At 57.5% G+C, this 20,588-nt stretch carries 20 protein-coding genes; 6 read left to right on the top strand and 14 right to left on the bottom strand.

Annotated features, from left to right (window positions below; translation table 11 throughout):
• The 3 genes from ACK4TM_RS04055 to ACK4TM_RS04045 all read right to left on the bottom strand — a co-directional run.
• On the bottom strand, positions 1–1,229 hold a 1,229-nt coding region (locus ACK4TM_RS04055; protein WP_409697117.1), incomplete at its 3' end, for a glycosyltransferase.
• A gap of 244 nt (positions 1,230–1,473) precedes the next feature.
• Positions 1,474–2,841 (bottom strand): M16 family metallopeptidase, encoded by a 1,368-nt coding sequence (locus tag ACK4TM_RS04050; RefSeq protein WP_409697114.1) that lies wholly within the window; start codon positions 2,839–2,841, stop codon positions 1,474–1,476.
• A complete protein-coding gene (locus ACK4TM_RS04045) occupies positions 2,838–3,992 on the bottom strand; it encodes a M16 family metallopeptidase (protein WP_409697111.1) in 1,155 nt (384 codons plus the stop codon). Before ACK4TM_RS04045 ends, ACK4TM_RS04050 begins: the two co-directional genes overlap by 4 nt.
• Positions 3,993–4,549: 557 nt before the next feature.
• Between ACK4TM_RS04045 and ACK4TM_RS04040 the strand changes: the two genes are divergently transcribed.
• Complete coding sequence (locus tag ACK4TM_RS04040) at positions 4,550–5,233, top strand: DUF1236 domain-containing protein (protein WP_409697108.1); 684 nt, start codon at positions 4,550–4,552, stop codon at positions 5,231–5,233.
• 166 nt (positions 5,234–5,399) lie between these two features.
• Positions 5,400–5,699, top strand: coding sequence for a hypothetical protein (locus ACK4TM_RS04035; RefSeq protein ID WP_409697105.1), 300 nt, complete (start codon positions 5,400–5,402; stop codon positions 5,697–5,699).
• Positions 5,700–5,824: 125 nt separating this feature from the next.
• Here ACK4TM_RS04035 and ACK4TM_RS04030 read toward each other — a convergent pair whose 3' ends face one another.
• From ACK4TM_RS04030 to ACK4TM_RS03990, 9 genes are all read right to left on the bottom strand, one after another.
• Entirely contained in the window at positions 5,825–7,027 is a 1,203-nt protein-coding gene (locus tag ACK4TM_RS04030; protein ID WP_409697102.1) for a hypothetical protein, read from the bottom strand.
• A gap of 159 nt (positions 7,028–7,186) precedes the next feature.
• A complete protein-coding gene (locus ACK4TM_RS04025) occupies positions 7,187–7,696 on the bottom strand; it encodes a ferritin-like domain-containing protein (RefSeq protein WP_409697099.1) in 510 nt (169 codons plus the stop codon).
• 177 nt (positions 7,697–7,873) lie between these two features.
• Positions 7,874–8,341 (bottom strand): hypothetical protein, encoded by a 468-nt coding sequence (locus ACK4TM_RS04020; RefSeq protein ID WP_409697096.1) that lies wholly within the window; start codon positions 8,339–8,341, stop codon positions 7,874–7,876.
• Between the two features lie 71 nt (positions 8,342–8,412).
• On the bottom strand, positions 8,413–9,231 hold the full coding sequence (locus ACK4TM_RS04015; protein WP_409697093.1) for a DUF2243 domain-containing protein: 819 nt from the start codon (positions 9,229–9,231) through the stop codon (positions 8,413–8,415).
• A 103-nt stretch (positions 9,232–9,334) separates the two neighbouring features.
• Positions 9,335–9,952: a hypothetical protein gene (locus ACK4TM_RS04010; protein ID WP_409697090.1), complete on the bottom strand. Its 618-nt coding sequence runs from the start codon at positions 9,950–9,952 to the stop codon at positions 9,335–9,337.
• A 261-nt stretch (positions 9,953–10,213) separates the two neighbouring features.
• Positions 10,214–10,615: a PRC-barrel domain-containing protein gene (locus ACK4TM_RS04005; RefSeq protein WP_409697087.1), complete on the bottom strand. Its 402-nt coding sequence runs from the start codon at positions 10,613–10,615 to the stop codon at positions 10,214–10,216.
• A gap of 160 nt (positions 10,616–10,775) precedes the next feature.
• The gene (locus tag ACK4TM_RS04000; RefSeq protein ID WP_409697084.1) at positions 10,776–11,390 is read right to left on the bottom strand and encodes a class I SAM-dependent DNA methyltransferase; all 615 of its coding nucleotides are present in this window, start codon (positions 11,388–11,390) and stop codon (positions 10,776–10,778) included.
• Between the two features lie 181 nt (positions 11,391–11,571).
• Positions 11,572–12,732, bottom strand: a complete 1,161-nt coding sequence (locus tag ACK4TM_RS03995; protein ID WP_409697081.1) for a glycosyltransferase — start codon at positions 12,730–12,732, stop codon at positions 11,572–11,574.
• Complete coding sequence (locus tag ACK4TM_RS03990; RefSeq protein ID WP_409697078.1) at positions 12,729–14,837, bottom strand: catalase; 2,109 nt, start codon at positions 14,835–14,837, stop codon at positions 12,729–12,731. Before ACK4TM_RS03990 ends, ACK4TM_RS03995 begins: the two co-directional genes overlap by 4 nt.
• Before the next feature lie 293 nt (positions 14,838–15,130).
• Between ACK4TM_RS03990 and otsB the strand changes: the two genes are divergently transcribed.
• The 3 genes from otsB (at position 15,131) to ACK4TM_RS03975 (ending at position 18,597) form a co-directional block, all read left to right on the top strand.
• Positions 15,131–15,871, top strand: coding sequence for a trehalose-phosphatase (otsB, locus tag ACK4TM_RS03985; RefSeq protein ID WP_409697075.1), 741 nt, complete (start codon positions 15,131–15,133; stop codon positions 15,869–15,871).
• 71 nt (positions 15,872–15,942) lie between these two features.
• Positions 15,943–17,409, top strand: coding sequence for a trehalose-6-phosphate synthase (locus tag ACK4TM_RS03980; RefSeq protein WP_409697072.1), 1,467 nt, complete (start codon positions 15,943–15,945; stop codon positions 17,407–17,409).
• 375 nt (positions 17,410–17,784) lie between these two features.
• A complete protein-coding gene (locus ACK4TM_RS03975; RefSeq protein ID WP_409697123.1) occupies positions 17,785–18,597 on the top strand; it encodes a glucose 1-dehydrogenase in 813 nt (270 codons plus the stop codon).
• 13 nt (positions 18,598–18,610) lie between these two features.
• Here ACK4TM_RS03975 and ACK4TM_RS03970 read toward each other — a convergent pair whose 3' ends face one another.
• Together ACK4TM_RS03970 and ACK4TM_RS03965 are read right to left on the bottom strand one after the other, a co-directional pair.
• Positions 18,611–18,988, bottom strand: a complete 378-nt coding sequence (locus ACK4TM_RS03970; protein ID WP_409697069.1) for a hypothetical protein — start codon at positions 18,986–18,988, stop codon at positions 18,611–18,613.
• 162 nt (positions 18,989–19,150) lie between these two features.
• A complete protein-coding gene (locus tag ACK4TM_RS03965; RefSeq protein ID WP_409697066.1) occupies positions 19,151–19,795 on the bottom strand; it encodes a hypothetical protein in 645 nt (214 codons plus the stop codon).
• A 273-nt stretch (positions 19,796–20,068) separates the two neighbouring features.
• On the opposite strand from ACK4TM_RS03965, the gene ACK4TM_RS03960 reads away from it, so the two are divergent.
• Positions 20,069–20,569 carry a ferritin-like domain-containing protein gene (locus ACK4TM_RS03960; protein ID WP_409697120.1) on the top strand — a complete coding sequence of 167 codons (501 nt, stop codon included), beginning with the start codon at positions 20,069–20,071 and terminating at the stop codon, positions 20,567–20,569.
• Positions 20,570–20,588 lie beyond the last annotated feature (19 nt).

The following is a 20,588-nucleotide window of genomic DNA, read 5'->3' as shown; positions in this document are numbered from 1 at the left end:
AGCCGACTTGCATCAGCGCGCGACGCCGCTGCTTTTTGTCTCAATGGGACGGGGTTTCGCAAATGCGCGACCATGGCATTCGCCATCGCGGCAACGTCACCATTGGCAACAAGATCACCATATTTACCATCCGACAGGATTTCGTTTGGTCCCGATATGCAGTGCATTGCGATACATGGGGCACCGGCTGCAGCAGCCTCCGAAAGTGCAAGCGAGAACCCCTCGAAGCGCGAGGTCATGCAATAGCCGTAGGCATGTTGCAATAGCCCGGCTGGGTTCGAACAATATCCGACAAAATGCACGCTATCGGCCACGCCAAGGTCGCGCGCCTGCGCCTGAAGCTGTTCTTTATATGCGTCCGGCCCGTTGCCCGCCAGCACCAGCACATGCTTTTCGCCTGTCTCTAGGGCCAATGCATGGGCGTGGATCAGCCAATCGACCCCCTTTTGATAATCTAACCGACCGATGGCGAGGAAAAAGCGCCCTAGAGAGTCCGGCGCGATGGTACTTTCACAGAGGGGCGGCGCTTGAAGCTGTTTCAGATGCGTTTCAACATCTATCCCGTTCTGGATTGCAACAAAGGGCGGCACCGCCTCATCTTCGCCCAGGAATTCTGTCAGAGCGACCTCAAGCCCCGGCGACACAAGGATAAGGCGGTTGGCACGGCGAAAATGCCGTTTCGTGGTTTCGACTGGCCAATCGGGGAAGTAACCGGGGAGGGAGATCAGGATATTGTTATGCACGATAATGCAAAAACGCTTGCGCAGAATACGGGCCGCCCAGGCCGGTTGTGTCAAACCGCTGCCCGCCTCAAATGCTGCGAAAACCACATCGAACTTGCGCATTGCCCACAGAAGGAAAACAAATTCCATGATGCGTCGCATTTTGTGGTTAATCTTCGTCACGATGCGGAAGCGCCCTAGAAAGGGCAGGATATAAAAATCGGTCGTGACGCCAAAGAGGGGGACGGAAAGATTTGGCCGGTCTTCGTTAGGCATATTCAGGACATAAACGGCGCTGCGTATATCGCTGGCTTTTGCGACCCCCTCGGCGATGACAAGAGTTTGTTTAATGGCACCGTTTTTTGCGAGATCAGGAAGCACGAAGATTACTGAGGGCGCTCGCTGAATGGTGTGGTCGGTCGAGCCTTCTTTTACCATTTGCACTGGCTCCAAAAAGGGCTTTCCCAGTGGTACCGGTTCGCCCGCCGCTTGATACAGAGCTTGCATGATCACACTGGCTGATCAAGCTTTTTACCATCTAGGCCCTGCCTGCGGCTGCCAATACACTAAAATAATGGCGTATTGTCCCAAATGGGTGTCATAGTTAATCATCGTCGGGCGCATCCCCTATCGCTGAGAATGGCGGATAATCTCCGCAAACCGGAAGAAACCTTGGGGTATCATTGCTGCCTGCCGATTGCGGCCATCGGTGTGCGGCAAGCTTCTTAAAATTGCCTGATCCGCCGTTCGGTTACGGACAATCAGCCGCCTCGTGCGGTGACGTGATGACACAGGCGCTTGGCAAGACTGCGGCGTCCGGCGCTACCGCAACAACCAGCATCGCGTCCGGTGCCGGATATTCCGCTCGCAGCCGGCGCGTGATGCTTTCCTCTGTGACGACACTTAATTCTGTTGCCAGCTCCAATGACCGGCCTTCGGAAAACCCATCCAGCGCGCTTTGCAATTCTGCGGCAGCCTGATCAACGACATAATCGGGCATCTCTTCAAAATGCTGTGCAAAAGCTGCCTTGCGGTCGCCGATTGGTCCTTGTGGGCCCTCTTTGATGAAGCGGGCATAGGCTTCGCGCACGACATTCTCTGCCTGCGCAAGTTTACTGGTTTCGACTTCGCCGGTCATGAACAAGAACCGATGCTCACGAGTATAATTTGCCGTGCCAGCGCTGAACCCGTAGCTTGCGCGCAGTTCGGTGCGTATGGCGCGGAATAGGGCGCTTTGATCGTCGCCTCCCAGCGCATGCGACAGTATCAGATCCTCCATCTCGCCGCCGTGCCGAGTTTCTGGCATCGGTGCGATGAAAGTCAGCGTCGAAACTTCTGCCTCTGGTAGGTGCAGCAGGATGCGGCGAGGGCTGAAGTCGGGTTCGGCCGCGTGGGAAGGCTGGCGGGACGCCGCTGGTAAGCCGGACAGCAGCGTGTCAAGTGCTGCACCAGCAACGGCTGGTGCGACATCGCCAGCGATCACAGTTGCTTCGGGCGTGCTGGTGAACGTCTCCCGATGCCACGCAGCAATATCCTCTGGCGTGACGGATACGAATGTCTCGGGATCATCAAGGGATAGCGCATTGCGGATAGGCTGTTCACGGAAAATAGCCCACCGCGCAGCATCGAACCCTGCATGGGTCGGCTGGGACTGCGCTTCGGCCATGTTTTGCGCAAGGCCGGTGCTGATCCGGTCGAACCACACCGGATCCAGCGTCGGCGCACGCAGATGCGCGTTCGCAATCTTGAGCGTTTCTGCTATGTGCTTGGGTAAGAATGTCAGTTCGCCGATGACATGATCGTTGACGGCATTGTAGATCATCCCTTCGGAATCCAGATCCGCGAAAAGTTCGGCCACTTCTCCCGCCGGATAACCCTCGGCGCCCCCTGCAAGGATCAGCTCTGTCCCGATGAATGGCGCGGCTTTGTTAGTGTCACTACGATAAGCCCAGTTCGTGCCCCAGGCGATCTGAATTGAGACATAATCATGGTCGGGAATGGTGATCAGCGTATAGGCATGCCCACCATCGCTGGTCTGGCTGGTCGCTATTGGCCCGTCTTCCTTGCAAGCAGACAATATGAAGAGCGCAGATACCACAAGAAGAGAACGGATGATCATTCGAATGAGTCCTCTGGGCCGATAAAGGCGCTGGCTGTGCGCCCGGGTCGGTCGAGTTGATGCAAAAGCGCGTTGGTGGTGGCTAATGACAGATTGCCGTTCAGGCGTTTGAGCGCGCGCTCTGACAGCGGTTCACGCAAGGTAGAAACGCGGTCGCGCACATAGTCCGCCATCCAGTCGGCTGTCTCCTTGCGATCATCCCAGTCAGGCCAAAACCCGTCGAAGCGGTTCAGCACGCGTATATAGGTGTCTTCAGGAATGCCTGTAAGGACGATATCTGAAAGTGTCGCGTCCAACGCGGTGCGCAATCCCGTCAGCGTGACGCCGCGATCAGGTGTAGCGCGAAAGCTTATCTCGATGTGACGTTCATCTATCGGCCAGATATGGACGTCGAAACTGCGGGCCATTGCTCCATCTGATCGCAAAGGCCCGACCAGACCGCCGGGCAGGTTAGTATCGAGAATGTCGCGCAGCAATGCGGTTTGCGCCTCAAGCAGGTCGAACTGCACCGGTTCAGGCAGGGTCACTACCCGCCGCCAGATCAGGCGTGGGGCTGCTGTTTCATGCGGATAGCGAAAACTGGTTTCTGCCGCCTCGGCCAGGGTGAATACTGAGTATGCGATGCGGGGCCGGTCTGCCTCCGCCACTGGCCAACCTGCTTCGCGCATAGCGCGCCTGACCTGCCGCTCGGTGATGTCGCCAGTCACGACCACGGTTGCCAAGTCTGGCCGATGCGTCTGCGCATGAAGATCGCGTGCTGCGCCATAGGTCAGCGCCATGATCTGCTCTCGTGAGCCGATGATGGAGGCGGCGAGGCCATGGCCTTGGTAAAGGAACGCATCCATCGCCTCTGCCGCATGGGCGTCCGTATTGCCCGCCATGCGGTACTCATACTCGCGCAGGATGATGTTGCGTTCTTCAGCCGCAAAGGATGGTGGCAGGTCAAGAGGGTCGAACACGCCAGCTAAGGTTTCCAGCAGATCGGGCAAGTCGTCAGGACGATCCGAAAGCCAATAGCCAACGACATAGGCGTTTGTCCATGCATTCGTATGCCGGTCCGCCGCACGTGCATTACCACCCACGGCGTTCAGCCATGCAAGATGTTCAGTGTAATGCGCGCGTGGACCTTGGCCAGACGGGTAGGGGAACATTACAGTGACGTCGACGGATTTCCGGTCCGGTATATGGCTTACAAATATACCGTCATCGCGATTTGAAGTCACAATAGAAGTGATGGAAAGGGCGGCAACCAAAATTAACCCCAAGAGAAGGGGCATCTTTCCAGGAAATGGCTTGGCGAGGTGTTTGAGCGGGACTGTTGCTCTTGTAAAAAACTGACTGAGAAACATGCCCATACGATCCACGCAAGATGACAGTTACTGTAAAATCTTCACTATTTGACACTGTAAAGGGATCTAGGAGCCCGACCTGCATTCTTTCGACACCCATCCTGCACAATGCAACTTAAGCGGGAAATATATCTGGCGTCAATGCCTTGGATTCCTTTCCGGCACAGAATTCGGACGGATTGCGGATCTTGCTTAGGCAAGGATCTGACAAGTAAGGCTTACTAGGCGGAAAATCGCCACAACCCAAAACACGACCTCTTTATATCCGGCGTTTAACGCTGCTCCTGATATTAAGGCGTCAGACCGCGACGCAGCCCCTGAAAATCAGGTAGGCGCTCTGCGGCTCGAAAGGACGTTTCATGAAATCTTTAGCCCTTACTGTCGCTTCGGCGATCGCGTTGACTGCTGCCGCACCCTCATTTGCTCAATCGACCGAAGCCCGTGCCGGCGCCGAAATCTCGGCGCGCGTCAGCCCGAGCGAATTTGCCCCATCCGTCGGCGTGTTGGAACTCAACCAACCTGTCGTCATTGAAGGCTGCTTGGAAGACGTAAGCTGGTGCCAGATCAGTTTTGATGGTCAAACCGCTTGGGCCTCGGCTGAGTATCTCTATGTCGAGGAAGACGCGACACCCGTTGCCCTAGTCAACCGCCCCGGCAGCCTGTCTTTGCAGACAGTCACTGTGCCTGACGACGATGCGACGCAAAGCGAACAGAACACCGCTGCTGCAGTCGGTGCGACCTTGGGCTCGCTGATCGCCTTTGCCGCAGGTGGTCCGGTTGGGGGCATCATCGCCGGGGGTATGCTGGGCACTGCGGCGGGTGTCGCGTCGGTCGAGCCATCGGAACAGACCCTGGTCTATGTCACTGCCAACCCGGTCGAGACGATCTATCTGAACGGTGAAGTGGCCGTGGGTGCGGGCGTGCCGACAGAAGTCGTGGCTTACGACGTGCCTGATCAGCCGGAATTCCGGTATCTGACTGTGAATAATCAAACGGTTCTTATCGACGCTGAAACCGGAACGATTGTGCGCGTCCTGCGTTAAGGCCGCGCAGTCGGCTGTCTGGTCCGGTCTCATACCGGGCCAGACATGCAGACCGGGCAAACCGGGCTGCGGTGCGGATTATTTGCGCCGGGGCCCCACAGCAATAACTGAAATGGCCCGCGTATGCGGGTCGATGCGTTGTAAAGACAGACCAGAAGGAAAGAACATGGACGAAATAAAGGTCGAAAAGACACCAACCTCAACACATACGACAATCAACCGGACAGAGGCTGCGCCGTCGGGCTCTGGCTCTATGATCTGGTTCATTGTCGGTGGCTTGCTGGTGGCAGTTATCGTCGTTGCCTACTTTGTCATGGGTGACGGCATGCCGACGACGAATGCATCCGCGCCAACCGGCGGCGATGTGTCGGTGAATGTCGAAACGGCGCCAGCGCCCGCAGCCGAGGCAACACCAGAGGCGGCACCCGCAGAAACCGCACCGGAGCCTGCTCCTGTCGTAGAGTGATGTTTTTCGCTGCGTCTCCGCTCGGGGACCTCGCCCGATAAACCGGACAACGGCTTTTCCAAAGCGGCCTTGAGTCGCGCGCGTCGCCGCAGGCTTTTCCTGCAGCATTGCGCGCGACCTATATATCAGGCGGGGTATCTGAATGAGGCCGCTATGTCTGTCGCCGGATTACCGTCATTCTCGAGCGCAAAAACATCGCCCCCGTTTCGCAACGTATAGATGATGGCACGGTCGATCAGGTCCTCTGGACCGTCAGCGGCAGCCTCAGCGGTCTGAGCTTCCGGATCAAAATGCCCGGGCACGCGGGCGTCGTTTTTCACAAAAAGATGTGCCACACGGCCGGCAGCGGCCGCTGTGACAATTTCTAAAGGATCGGTGCTGGCCTCATGGTCGTCGCGGCCCAGCGACATCGCCACCTTGTCCCAAGCTTCGTCAAGCCTCTGTTCGACCGCATCATCAAGACATGCGGAGGCAGCAGCAGCCAGATCCTTTTCATCAAGACTGCCGGGATGTTGTGTTACCCCACCGGACACAAGAAACGGATAGTCAGTGCTGGCATGCAGCATGCCATAAAGTCGTTCGTCCGCGACAATGACCAAAGGGAGGTTGGTGCCGCTCAGGTGGTTTTGTACCGCATTGATCACCCCGTTGGCATAGCCGCGCATATCCTGTTCGTGATCTTCGCGCCAATCATGCCCGCCCATGCTGTGATGTGGAACGCCTGCCGGGCCCGCCGGACCGGACGGGCTTGCCGGGCCACCCTTGTAAGATGCGGGAATGCCGGAATCCTCGCGCCCGTGGATGTTGCCCTTCTCCTGCTGATCGGTAAACTGGCTGATATCGGACAGCGCGGAGGGCATGTCCGGCACCTGTTGTTCCTCTAGCGCGCCGCCGGTTGCAAGGTAAAGACTAGCTTGTTCGCTGCTGACGACCAGCACCGCATGAGCGGGGGTCTGCGTCAGATGACCTAAAAGCGGCGCAATGCGAAAGTATGTTCCGACACGAACACCAATGTCGTCGAAACGGGCATCGACGACATGTGTCATATCCGGGGCGATGAAGACGGCGACCCGCCGGTCATGCCCGCCCGCAACATCGCCATATCCCAGCAGCGCTATGCGTTCCTTTACCGATGAAACAGCGTCTGGCTCCACGCCTGCCTCTAGCTGTGCGATGACTTCTGTCGCCTCGGCCTTTGCATTCTTGAGCGCGATGCGGATCTGATCGTGATCGCCGCCGCCCGCTGACATCTCCATATAAAGGCTAACGCATAATGGCGCTTCGCAGGCTGCCAGTTCCCGAAACAAGCGTGGAGTGAGGGTTTGCATGACGCGGTACTTTCTTTTTTCTGTTGGAAAACCGGTAGGGCGGGCCAGAGCCCCTTTGTCTCGCCGTTGGCCGACGCGGCAAAGGGTCCACAAGTGGAAGGCGTGCGTCGACAGCGGTACATATGCCAGACGCGCACGCCTTTTCTGATTGACCGTCGATTACCGCTTGGCCTCGGTATCGTCGGATTTTGCCCGGTCAAAGAACGCAAGTGTCAGATTTGGCATATGCTCTTTGAGCCAATCAGCCATTGCCTCTTCTTCTCGGCAGATCTCATTGCAAAGCTGCGCGGTCTGCGTATCGCCTTCTGCCTCGGCGGCAGCGGCGAGAATACGGTAAGAGGCGATTTCCATTGCCTCAAAGGAATAGCTGGCCAGCGTGCCCTTGACGACTTCATCGCCCGCAAACACGCCCCCAAGGTTCTGCATCATTGCTGTGAATTTCGCGGATGCGTCCTTCAGGCCAGAGGTGGATGTGCCGCGCCGTTCCATACACGCCTCAAGCCGTTCACGCTGGCTTGTCGTTTCTTCGAGATGGGTTTTCATGCGTGCAGCAAGTGCGGGGTAATGGCGGATACGGTTGATCTGACCTTCGAGGATCGTTTCAGCCTGCGCTTCCATTGCATGTGCATCGCGCAGCCATTGGTCAACATATTTACGGGTCTCGGGCATTTTGGCTTCTCCTGAAATTAGGGGTCGGTTTGTTCCGGTTCAAACCCGTGGGTCCAGCAGATGTTCCAACCCAGAACCGGGGTCATCGCGCAGGTCCTCAGACAAGTATTCCCGCGTCGGTCGCCGTTTGGTCGCACAAGGCTGCCTCTGCTCTGCGCCGGGTACTCTGGCCGTGTCTTAGCTTCGCCTTGCGGACGCGTCGAACGCCCTTGCCGTCAAGCCGCCTAGAATCGCCCCACCCGCCATCGCAGCCATCGACAGAACGACAGAGCGGTCCGACAGCGCAAGCTCCCATCCGGGTGAAAGTCGGCGAGGCAGAAGGCCATAGTCGAGCACCCCCGCAATAGCCCCCATGACAACCCCGTCTTTGATAATGTCGCGCGACGCTGGGCTTGTGCCCTGAAGATGCGCACCCAACAGCCCGCCCCACATGCACCCTGCAGCGATGTTAGTTGCCGCACCCAGGCCGGTATGACTGAGGTCCGGATCGCCATGTCGGATCGCATCACCTCCGTGCAGCCAATGGCTCGACGCGCTGACTGGGGCCAGCACGGGGCGCCCCTCTGTTTTGGCACATGCCATGATCGCGGCAAGTGAACCAAGTGCAGCACCTGCCCCACAGAATAGAATGTATTTTTGTGACATGTCTCATTTCCTTTCCGGTTAACCTCTAGTTCTTGAAGTCCACGCGCGCGCGGCGCGGCGGGTTTGGTTGCTCAAACCTGCGTCCAGCTGAGGCAGCCGACAGCGACTGGCCCGCTGCCGACCAACAAGGCACCGTGCCGATAAAACGCTGATGGGCTTGCATCCGGGCCGAGCGCGATAAGCCAGACCATTTCGCTCTTATCCGTCCAGATCAGGCGGCCATCCACAGAGTCGGTGGCGGCGACGATGTCGGCAAAGGAAACACCAGGGCGAAAAACCACGAGGGTTCTGTTTTCATCATCCCGGTTCACGGGCGGCACGGCAGCGACGGGTCCGGCAATGAGAACGCTCAGGATCAGCGCGCCTGCGGCCACCTTGCTGCCGCGTGGTCCCTCGGGCCCGCCCCCGTCACCGGGCGGCTTTCTGCGTAGCAAATAGAAACCCGCTGCCAAGGGCAGAACCCCAAAAAGCATCAACCATCCCATGTCCCAAAAAAGCGGGTTCTGGACGTCCATCCGGATACGGTGAAGTTGTAACCCCCAATGTACGACAACGGCATCCAGCCAATGCCACGCGCCAAATCCGAGCACGGCCCATCCGAGCACCGTCCGGCTTGCGATACGAGGCTTAAGGGCCCGATTGTTCGACAGAACCAGCCACAGGCCTAAGATTGCGACGATATAATTTAAAACGTGAAAGGCGCCATCTGCAAGAATCTGAAAACGTAGATCTGAAACTGTCTCTGTGGGGGCGACCCCGCTTAGCAGATGATGCCATTGCAAGACCTGATGCAGCAAAATCCCGTCAAAGAATCCGCCAAGTGCAACGCCCATCAGGAATGCGCCCCAAATAAGCCGCGAGGCGCCTTGCTGATGGTCGGGATGCTTCATCCTCCGCTCCTTTTTTTTGTGGGCGCTGACCGGATAAAACACGCAGTGCGAATGATTGTTCCAGAGGACAGCCAGCATACCCGCAGGGGCAGGGGATTCCACGTCAGGTGAAGCGCTGGCCGCTCAGGAGTTTCGAAAACTGTTCTCGGGTCTGGCGCGGCCGTATCTGCTGGGTAAGTATGTCTTTCGCGCTGAAATTATTGCCCTTCGCATCGCGTTCTGAATTGAAAGTCTTGCTTGCACCGACAACACGGTCCAGCTGCCCGGAAATGGCCACCACGGTGATTGTCACCGTATCGATGTCGTCGCTTTTCCAGTCTTCTTCCAGCCTGATGCGCGCGCGGCTTACCAGATCATCAAGAGACCCGATATCCACGGTTTGACCGGGCTGCAAAGTGCCACGATTAGTGCGGGCGAGTGGATCTTCGATATCGTTTTCGGAAATCTCATCGCGATCGGTAATCCTGGTACGCGAAGCATGGCCCTTGCTCGACAGCTCAGCAATGATCGCCTGAACATAAATTGCGGTAGCACCCAAATTAGTCACAAGACAGCGGGAGCGCGCGCCTTGGGCAGCGCCCAGATCGATGTGGATGACATTGCGGCCTTGGCGTAGATGGCTCATCAGAAAGACCTGTAGATAAACCGTCCAGATCAGCACCATTGTCGCGTTAAGGAACGCGTTCACAAACTCGATATGATTCATCAAAAAGGCGAGCATGGCTATCCTCGTACCAATAGGCTTACCCCTATAATCCGCATCTGCCGGCGCGGGTTCCGTCCAGGCAGGATCAGATCGTCAATCGTCAGCAGGTAAGCGCAGGTCAGCCACCTCTTTCGCTGAAATCAGGTCGGTGCCACAAAAGCTATCCGCGCCAAGACAACACTTGCGGATGGATCGGGGCTGGCCGCGATCGGCATGGCGATCCCTTCGTGTCTGTCGGCAATGGCGAGGCTGAAAGCCACGCCATTGCCGCTTTGATTACAGCCCGTAGGGATAACCGTAATGCCCATGCAGTCGACGACCGTATTCCGGATCGCCCCAAGGTTCTTCGTTGGCTCCATAATTCGGCGCGTTTTCCAGCTGCTCCCGTGTGATGTCGACAAGGTAGCCGCCAAGCTCAACGTCATAGGTCAGCGCATCCCACGGCAGCGGGTGATAACGTTCGCCGATACCCAGAAAGCCGCCGAATGACATCACAGCGTAGGACGCTTTGCCTGAGACTTTGTCGACCATGAAGTTCTGGACAGTGCCGATCTTTTCCCGGTCCGGGCCAAAGACGGCTGTACCTTCAACCCGATCAGAGGCGATCAGGCGGTCGGACTCATTCAGGAACGGGTCTTGTCCATTGTTTTCGGGCAGTTCATTGTCAGTGATGTTCATAGCATTTCCTTTCCTGCTGTTTCAACAAGCAGGCTGAAGGGGTGTTCCAAAACTTTTTTTTCGTGTCAGCCATCGCCCGCGCCGTAGCTGCATCCGGCGGTGACTTCGCTTTGGCGAGCCGCCCTTTCACCGGCAACGTTTGCTGCGCGTCAAAGTGGGTTCATTTTCCGACGACTGGACACAGCAGGGTGTAATGAACATAACCCGGCGCTTGCAGGTGCTGGTAAATTTGCAGGGTGCGGAGCGCTGCCAAAGCGTGAATGAAGATCTGAGCGGCTTGCGCGCCGGAAAGTCGTGTGTCGGTATTGCCGGGTCTGACGAGCACCACGATCTCTGATCCGGGGATCAATGATGAATTGATGCACCGCGCCAGATCGCGCAATGCTTTCGCGCTCAGATGGTGAAGCGTCTCTGACAGGACAATCAGATCGGCTTGCCTGCGGGGCCAACGATGCGGAACCGAAACCTGCCTCAGGCCAACGTTGTTGCAGTGGGCAAGGCGCGTCTTGGCCCTTTCAATCGCTGTTGATGACAGGTCGATCCCAAGGAACCTGTCGCAGCGCGCCTGCAATAGCGCGCTGAGAGTACCGACTGCGCAGCCGACTTCGATTACGCTGACGTAATGAGGCTTGGTAAGCCGGGCGAGGATGGCGTCGGATTTCGCTTGTGCCGCGCTAAAGGTGTGGCTCAAGGGACCGGCTTCTACGGGACCTAGTAAGGCGAATTGTTCCATGCGATTATTCTGATTATGTGAACGTTTGAAGATGTGCTTCACAGTGCCGCAGAAGGTGATCTTTCGTGCCGCTGCCACCCTGCGGATCAGGGTCACCGCGAAAGCGGACGCCCGCTGTTTTGCAGCACCTTAAATACCAGGCGCGGGCATTACCTAGAGGCTGCGAACCTGTTCAAGGAAACAGGAGGCTGGCGCGGATGCTGCATTGGCCATCTCGGTTGCTTCAACGTCGAAAATCCAGCTCTTGCTCGCGCCTGGAAAAGCGGTGCGCCGGCAATGACAGCAAATTCCCGTCCATGTGACATCTGAGAGAAGGAAGCTCACGTGCTGCATCGCTGTGCCGGATCGGCATGCGTTTCAGGCCGGGATGAGTGTTCTCAAGTGCCTGCCAGAACCTTCCGAACGTGTAGTAATTCTCCGCATGCGGGACAGGACCAGCCCCGAGCAAGCGCTGCGCGATGCGTCGACATTCCTCTGCGTTTGGCCAGACCGCCCGCAATTCGCCTTTCGCCCGATACCGGGTCGCCAAAGCATGGGCACGTTCCAGCCACGGGTCACAGTAAGGGTCAATTGCGACACAGCGTTCCTGCAATGTACTGGCCATGCCGCCCGCAGTGCGCCCGTTAAGCCGACATGACGTGATGACCTCGGGACGGCTCGCATGCCGGATTCGTAAATCAAGTGCTTCTGCCTGAAGCGCAAGTTCGCGGTCTTCGGATACCTGATGCCAAGGGATACCGCCAAGCCGACGCAGTGCTTCTGCCGAAAGCGCGATGCTGGCCCCTGATGGTGTCCGGTGGTTCGGGTCGGGGTCATGTGGCAAGGGATCGAGGCGGTTGGCCAAGCGGATCGCAGCGGATCTGTAATCCTCCTCGATCGTGCCATGCTTTGCCAGATGGGGCGCAAGCTGTGCGAGTTCGGCCGGGTCGGGGACAATGGTCCCGAAGACGATGTCAGCGGATGACAGTTCTGCCAGATTTGCTGTGACCCAATCCGGTTTAACCCGACTGTCGGCATCTGTCGTCAGCAGGATTTCCGGTGCGTTGGTCATCCGCTGCGATAACCGGCAGCCTAAGTCACGTGCGCGCCCTACGCCGCCGGTGCCCGATGGAAACCGCAGATCAACGATAAGGTTGCCCAGCCGCCGTTCTTGCAGCACACTCGCAGCCTTTTTTGCGGTGTCATCCTGCGTATCATTGACGCAAAGGACGACGCCCGCTGTCATCTGCGACTGTTCAATCGCATCAGCGACCGCGTGAAGGCAGGCCTCTATGCGGGCGGATTCGTCTCTCGCCGGGATGATGATGGCGGCATCCCAAGGCGCCCCCGCCTGCCATCCATAAATGTTTTTCAGGACCGGCGCGGGTGGACGGTTTTCATTCATGATATGCGATCCCAGAACCGCAGCGCGCCGCATGCCTGAACGAAAGGGGCGGCGTCGCCGACGTCGGACAGGATGAACATGCCTGCATCAGGATCATCCTGCGCTGACAGTACCAAGGATTCCGCCGCGGCCGAAAATGCGATGAACTTTGCATGTGCCACTGCGTCAGCAACAAAATTGCGCACCGGGTGCATGGATTGCAGGTTTTCCACCTCGGCTTCCGTCGCCAGGATTGCCACCGCATCAAACAGCACGGATGGCGCACCGTCGATGATGTGATCCGCAGGAACCTTCTGACCTTGCGCGGTGGTGATGCCGCCGATCTTGGTCGCAATTAGCGCAACCATCGCACCTTCCTCGGTGAACGACTGCATCAGCGCATCCAGCAGATCGCCATCAATCCCGTCAGTAACCAGCACGCCAAGTTTGCGCCCCTTGAAACTATCCGGCCCGTTTTTGAGGATCGACAAGGCATCAGAGGGTTTGAGACCATGGTCCGGCTGCACCGCTGGTGCATGCGCGGAGGGTACTTCGGCCATGCCAAGCCCGGTTGCAACTTTTTCAGCCAAGGCAGTATCGATGTTTGGCAGATGAGCGACCAGCCGTTCCCGGATCTGGGGTGTTTCAACCTTGGATAATTCGAACACCAGCGCATCGGCGATATGGTCCTGTTCGATACTCGTCTGACTGATGTAGAATTGCCGGGCCTGACTGTAATGGTCGGCAAAGCTTTCGGGCCGGATCTTGCGCTTTTCGCCAGAGATTTCCTCTGGAAAGCTGCGGTGCCCGCGCTGCGGATCGGCACGTGGCCCGCCCTTTTCCCAGCTATTGGGTTCATAATTTGCCCGGCCGCTGGGGCCGCGGGTCTGCATATGCCCGTCCTGCTGGAAGTGATGCATAGGACAGCGCGGCGCATTGATCGGGATCTGGGTGAAATTTGGTCCGCCCAACCGTTTCAGCTGGGTATCCAGATAGGAAAAATTGCGCCCCTGCAAAAGTGGGTCATTGGTGAAATCCACCCCCGGCACGATGTTCTGGGTGCAAAAGGCGACCTGTTCGGTTTCGGTAAAGAAATTATCGACATTGCGGTTCAGCACAAGCCGCCCGACGATCTGCAAAGGTACCTCTTCTTCGGGGATGATCTTGGTCGGGTCCAGCACATCAAAATCGAACGCATCGGCAAAATCGTCATCGAACAACTGCACTGCCAGGTCCCATTCGGGGTAATCGCCTGTCTCGATCGCGGTCCACAGATCGCGTCGGTGAAAATCGGGGTCAGCGCCGTTGATCTTGACCGCTTCGTCCCAAAGCACGGATTGCAGACCCTGACGTGGTTTCCAGTGGAATTTGACAAAAGTGCCCTTGCCCTCGGGATTCACGAAACGAAAGCTGTGGACGCCAAAGCCTTCCATGAACCGGAACGACCGGGGGATCGCACGGTCCGACATCTGCCACATGACCATGTGCATCGCCTCTGGCATGAGCGAGATGAAATCCCAGAAATTGTCATGCGCGGATTGCGCTTGGGGAAAGCCACGGTCGGGTTCATCCTTGACCGAATGGATCAGATCAGGGAATTTGATCGCATCCTGAATGAAGAACACTGGGATGTTGTTGCCTACGATATCCCAATTGCCTTCTTGGGTATAAAGCTTGACGGCAAAGCCGCGCACGTCGCGGGCAAGGTCCATGGACCCTTTGTTTCCCGCAACGGTGGAGAACCGGACGAAGGCCGGCACCCGCTCGCCCTCTTGCTGAAAGAGGCTGGCGGCAGTGACATCCGGCAGGGCTTTGGTGGTTTCGAAATATCCATGTGCGCCGTAGCCGCGTGCATGGACAACGCGTTCGGGGATTCTTTCGTGGTCAAAGTGAAAGATCTTTTCGCGCATTGCGAAATCTTCCAGCAAGCCTGCACCGCGCGGTCCGGCGCGCAAGGAATTCTGGTTGTCTGAAACCGGTGTCCCGTTGGCCGTGGTCAGATACTGGTCCTGATCAGGCTGTTGATGCGTTTCCCCACCGTTCCCCCGTATTTGCCCACGTGTGGTCGTTTTTTCGTCAGACTGCGTTTCAATAGTCGGATGAAAATTTGGTGTTCGCTCGGGCATGAAAATTTCCTTTATATTTATCTGTCAGCCGCCCACAGCGCACGTCGATGATCCGTGGAAATTGCTTCGGGCTTGTCGTGTTACGGTCATGAGGTGAACTTTATCTGGGCATCGTGGCACTTGGACCAAACCGCCGCGGACATTGCCGGCCTGATGGGTGCGACACATGAACAAGCCTGGGGTAGGAATGTTCCAACCCAAGAGCGGTTTCGTCAGCGCTACCTTTTCTGGGAAACAATTTTGCGGTTTGCCGCGTTGATCGGCACCTGCCCGAGCAAAGAAAAGGAACAATCGTGTCCCATGACCCTTCGCCCCCACACGACCTGCGGGCTGCGCAGACCGCGTTCTTTCTGGATGTCGATGGCACGCTGGCTGAGATCGTGACTGATCCGCAAAGCGCACGTGTTGCCCGACCAGTTCTGGACATCCTTGACCGGCTTTATGCGCAGTCGGGTGGCGCGCTGGCGCTTATTTCGGGTCGCTCAATTGACCAGATTGACCGGATCCTTTCGCCTTTGCGCCTGCCTGCGGTAGGGGTCCACGGACTTGAACGGCGACTGGGCGAAGACTTCGTGACACGGGCGGAATACAGCGAGGCCACTTATGCAGATCTGGTCGCTTCAGTCACCGAATTTGCGCAGAGCCGTCCGGGCCTGCAGGCAGAACCCAAGCCCGGCGCAATTGCCCTGCATTTTCGCAACCGCCCCGAACTGGCGGACACGTGCCAACAATTCATGAGAGAACAGGCCGCCGCGGATCAGCAGATCACCTTGATGACCGGTAAGATGGTGCTTGAACTGATCCTTGGGCGGCAAACGAAGGGTGATGCCGTCGCAAGCCTGATGCAGGCGCTACCCTTCGCAGGTCGGCTTGCGTTCTTTGCGGGCGATGACGTCACTGATGAATCTGCGTTCCGATATGTGAATCAGCAGGATGGCGTTTCACTGAAGATTGGTGATGGCGTCACCTGTGCCCGACATCGCCTGCAAGACCCTGGTGCCTTCGCGCACTATCTGGGTAAATTGGTCGATTGACGGTCACCTGCGAGGGAACATTTGCCCCCTGATCTAGTTGATCATTGTGAAATCAGCAGCAGGTTTTTGCAATGACCCTCCATCCCGCTCCTCCGCCTATTCCCGCAGCGTCATACGACTGGACTAATGACGAGGACCTTTCGTCTTGTTTATCGAACGAAGGCAGCCAGCCCCGTCTTGTGGTCGTGTCGAACCGCGTGGCGGACCTGAGCGCCTCTGTGCAATCGGGTGGCCTGGCAGTCGGTCTGGCAGATGCGATCAGACAGCAGGGTGGCATGTGGTTCGGGTGGGACGGCAAGCGCGAGGGTCAGACCGGCGGGCCGATGCAGGTCAGCGAACATGGGTCTGTCACCTGCGTTGGGATACCGATCTCACCGGAAGATTTCACCGAGTATTATGCCGAATATGCCAACGGGCTTTTATGGCCGTTATTCCATTACAGGCTGGATCTGGTGCACATCAGCACCAACGCCTTCGAGGGGTATCTGCGCGTGAACGAGGCGTTTGCCCGCCAGTTGATGCCGATGCTACAGCCGGATGACACAATCTGGATTCATGATTATCATCTGATCCCGCTTGCGGGCATCCTGCGTAGACTGGGATGCAGACAGAAGATCGGGTTTTTTCTGCATATCCCATTTCCGCCGCCGGAGTTGCTGTCCGCCACACCGGATCATGACGCGCTGATCGAGGGGCTGCTGGCCTATGACCTGCTGGGCTTCCAGACACATACAGATGTGAACAACCTTAAATCCTATCTGGCGGCCCATAAACCCGACGCTGTGGTGGGGCAGGACGTCATACGCACGGGGCAAAAGCGGTTGCGCGTCGGCCGCTTTCCGATCGGCATTGATGCTGCCGAATTTGGCAAGCTCGCACGTGAGACGAGCCCCGAGGCGCTTTTGGCAAAGACGCCGGTGGAAACGCCGGCATTGCAGCGTATCTTGGGCGTTGACCGGCTGGATTATTCAAAAGGACTGCCGGAACGGTTCAAGGCTTTCGATGAACTTTTGCTGTCGCATCCCGAGCTTGGCAAGCATGTCAATTTTGTGCAGATCACGCCGCCTTCGCGCGGAGAAGTCGACGCCTATGCCGATATCCGCGCCGAGCTTGAGCAACTGGCCGGGGCGATCAACGGTCGTTTTGCCGATATTGATTGGACGCCGCTGCAACATATCTGTCGGCCGTTGCCGCGCGATTTGATAGCGCCGCTGATGCGCCACAGCCATATCGGTTTTGTGACCCCCCTGCGTGACGGCATGAATCTGGTCGCTAAGGAATATGTCGCTGCGCAGGACCCTGATGATCCTGGCGTCTTGATCCTGTCACAATTCGCTGGCGCCGCCGAGGAAATGCAAGAGGCCCTGATCGTCAATCCCTACGATACCGACGACATGGCAAAGCAGCTTTACCGCGGGCTGACGATGCCGCTGGAGGAAAGACGTGCACGTCACGCAGCGCTTTTGTCCCGTGTGACCGATTTCGGGGCAAAGGAATGGGCCGCAGCGTTCCTGAAAGAACTGGCGCGGTCGATCTGACGGTCGCGACCAGTGTTGGGCGCGAGGTTGCCAGGCTGGAACAACCTGACGCAGGCCGAGGTTGTCAGCGCATCTTTAACCATAAAGGAAAGAAGTCTTATGACATCGCTTCCAGAGAACGCTGACAACAAGCCACAAAACCTTCCCGAAAATCAACATTTGCGCCACGAGGAAAAAGATGTCGTCGATCAACGCCAGCAGCAGATTGATCCGGCAGGCCAGCATCGCGAGGATGTGAATCCTGATGCTGATGCCTCGACGAAACAACCAGGCGCGCTTTGGAAGGGCGCGCAAGGCTACAGCGACGTTTCCACGACGACCCGATCCCGTGCGAAATCATATCCACGGCCACCGTTTCCGGAGCAGACGCAGACACTGCCCGGCAGCTTTACACGGATGGACCCCCGGCCTGATCACGGCGAACGTTCCTGGCGCGGATCAGGTCGGTTGAAAGGGCATGTGGCCCTGATTACTGGCGGCGACAGCGGAATCGGTCGTGCCGTCGCGATCGCCTATGCCCGTGAAGGCGCCCATGTCGCGATCAGCTATCTTGATGAAAGCGAGGATGCCAAGGATACTGAGAGCATGATCCTGGAATGCGGCCAGCAATGCTTGCTTTTGCCGGGCGATATCTCTGACCCTGAACATTGTCGCGCCATCGTCGCCGCTGTGGTCGAGGAATTCGGCCGCGTAGATATCTTGGTGAACAACGCTGCGCATCAGCAACTTTTCAACGAAATTGACGAGATATCGGACGTTGAATGGCAGCGCACCTTTGCGATCAACATTCATGCGATGTTTTATCTCAGCAAGGCAGCAGCTAAGCATATGAAGGACGGCGGGTCGATCATCAATACCGCGTCCATCAATTCTGATCAGCCGAACCCAGGGTTGCTGGCCTATGCGACCACAAAAGGTGCGGTTCAGAATTTCACCGCAGGTCTGGCACAAATGCTTGCCGGAGATGGTGTCAGGGTCAACTGCGTGGCTCCCGGCCCGGTCTGGACACCATTGATTCCGGGCAGCTTTGCCGCAGAAAAAGTCTCTGAATTTGGGGCGAGCTATCCGATGGGTCGCCCCGCCCAGCCGGTGGAACTTGCCTCGGCATATGTGATGCTGGCCGAGCCGATGTCGAGCTATGTGTCGGGCGCGACAATCGCGGTGACAGGCGGCAAGCCAATGATCTGATTGCCGCGGGCGGTTATGGATAGACCATGATTAGCACGGCCAGAGCGATGAGGGCGATGATCGCCACAGTCACCAGCCCGGACAGGCCCGGCCCGGAAGGCGCGATTTCCGGGTCGGGCGTCGACGCGGGGGACGCGCTGTCGACGCCCGGCACCTTGACGCTGTCGGATCGGGCAGTGCGCGTCGCGTCATTGTTGGTGGGGTCAGCATCGTGGATGCCGCGATCTTCACGCACTGGCGCTGGCGCTAACGGGTCGCGCGCCGCGCCGTCATCCACAGGCGGCGGCATGTCCGGTGCCTCGGGGCGTGCCAGTTCGTCACGCCCCTCTGCGGCGTCAATATCAATACCAAATCTTGCGGTTGCCTGCGCTTTTCGGGTCGGGTCTGCCATGTCTTGTCCTCCTCAATGTTCTGGCCAAACAGAGTAGGAGAGAAATTGTTCCCATGCTGGCGTTTTCCAACCGGATACATGGCCGGCAGATATCGGGTCTCAGCCATCCGATTTGTAGACACGCACCCCCGCCGCAGCGGAGATGCGCAACCTATCGCAGTGTTAAAGGTCGGCTTCGCCTTCGGCCTCAACTTCCGTGTCAAAGTCCATATCTGCGCCGTTGTCGTCTACGACCAGAGTCGCCTCGATTTCAGCGCCAGGCTGGACCACGGCTGCGACCACGTCCTCGACGCTATGGCCTTCGTCTTCCAGCGCCGTTAGCAACGTTTCGTTACCTTCGATCGCCGCATGCAGGTTTTCCCGATCAGCCTCGAATCCCGGCATCACCTGATCCAGGATCGGTGCGGTCGGGTCGTCAGCATCACGAAGCTCTGAAAGCGTGACCACCCGGATTTCGGCGTCGGGCGACAGGCCGGAAAACTGTGTTTCCCAATCCAGTTCACCCGTCGTCCCTAGGCTAAGGTTGTTGATGATGTCACGGTTGTCATCAAGCTGATCCATCATACCCTCCTGCGTGGTCATGTCGGTGCCAACCGGGGCATCCTCGCCCGGCAGCGGTGTCGGTTCGGCCCCCACTGGTGCGTCATCGCCGGGCAGCGGCGTCGGTTCCGTATCCATTGGCGCTTCATCGCCGGGTAGCGGTGTCGGCTCAGTGCCCGGATCGGGAGTGGTCGTCTGGCCGATAGCCATGGGCGACGTGGACGCCATGAGAAAGGCGGCGAGTACGAGTCCATTTGTCTTGGTCATGATAGTCTCCTTTGGTTTACGAAAGGACCTTGTGGTCCCTGCGCCCTTCAACAAGGGCCTTTTCTCGATGTTCCAGAGGGGTCTCGCCACGCCGGAGGATAGGAGGAACCTTGCCGGTTTCTTGAAACAAAGCCTTCCGAGCTTCACGTTACGATCTCAGACGGAGCATGCGAATTCCTTGCGTAATTGCGGCCGGAACATCGGGTCCTGATGCTGGTTGGGGTCCGTGCGCAGGCAATCCCGCTTTGTGCAAACGCGAATGGAGTAGAAATTATGGGTTTGTTTTCAAAAGATATTCAAACGATGGACGATCTATATCTGCACACGCTCGAAGATATCTATTATGCAGAGCAGCAGATCGAGAAAGCGCTGCACAAAATGATCGACAAGGCATCAGACGGCGCGTTGAAAGAAGCGTTTGAAAAGCACCTGCAGGAAACCAAAGATCAGCTTCAGCGTCTGGAAGACGTATTCTCCATACTCGACAAAAAGCCGAAAGGCGTGAACTGCCCGGCGATTGACGGGATCATCAAGGAAGCTGACGAACTTTCAAAAGAAATCGGCGACGAAAAGGTTCTGGACGCCGCATTAGCCGCTGCCGCGCAGGCGGTCGAACATTACGAAATGGCGCGCTACGGTACGCTGATCGCATGGTCGCAAGAAATGGGACGCACTGAATGTGCGGATATCCTTAAGCGGACCTTGGCCGAAGAAGAGGCCGCCGATAAGAAACTGACACAGATCGCGGAAAAGCGCCTTAACAAAGCTCCTTGATTTCCAGTGGCATCAGCCG

This window comes from Yoonia sp. (genome assembly GCF_046292185.1).
Classification (GTDB): Bacteria; Pseudomonadota; Alphaproteobacteria; order Rhodobacterales; family Rhodobacteraceae; genus Yoonia.
Note: the sequence above shows the minus strand (reverse complement) of the source record. Positions and strands in the feature narration are given on the sequence as shown.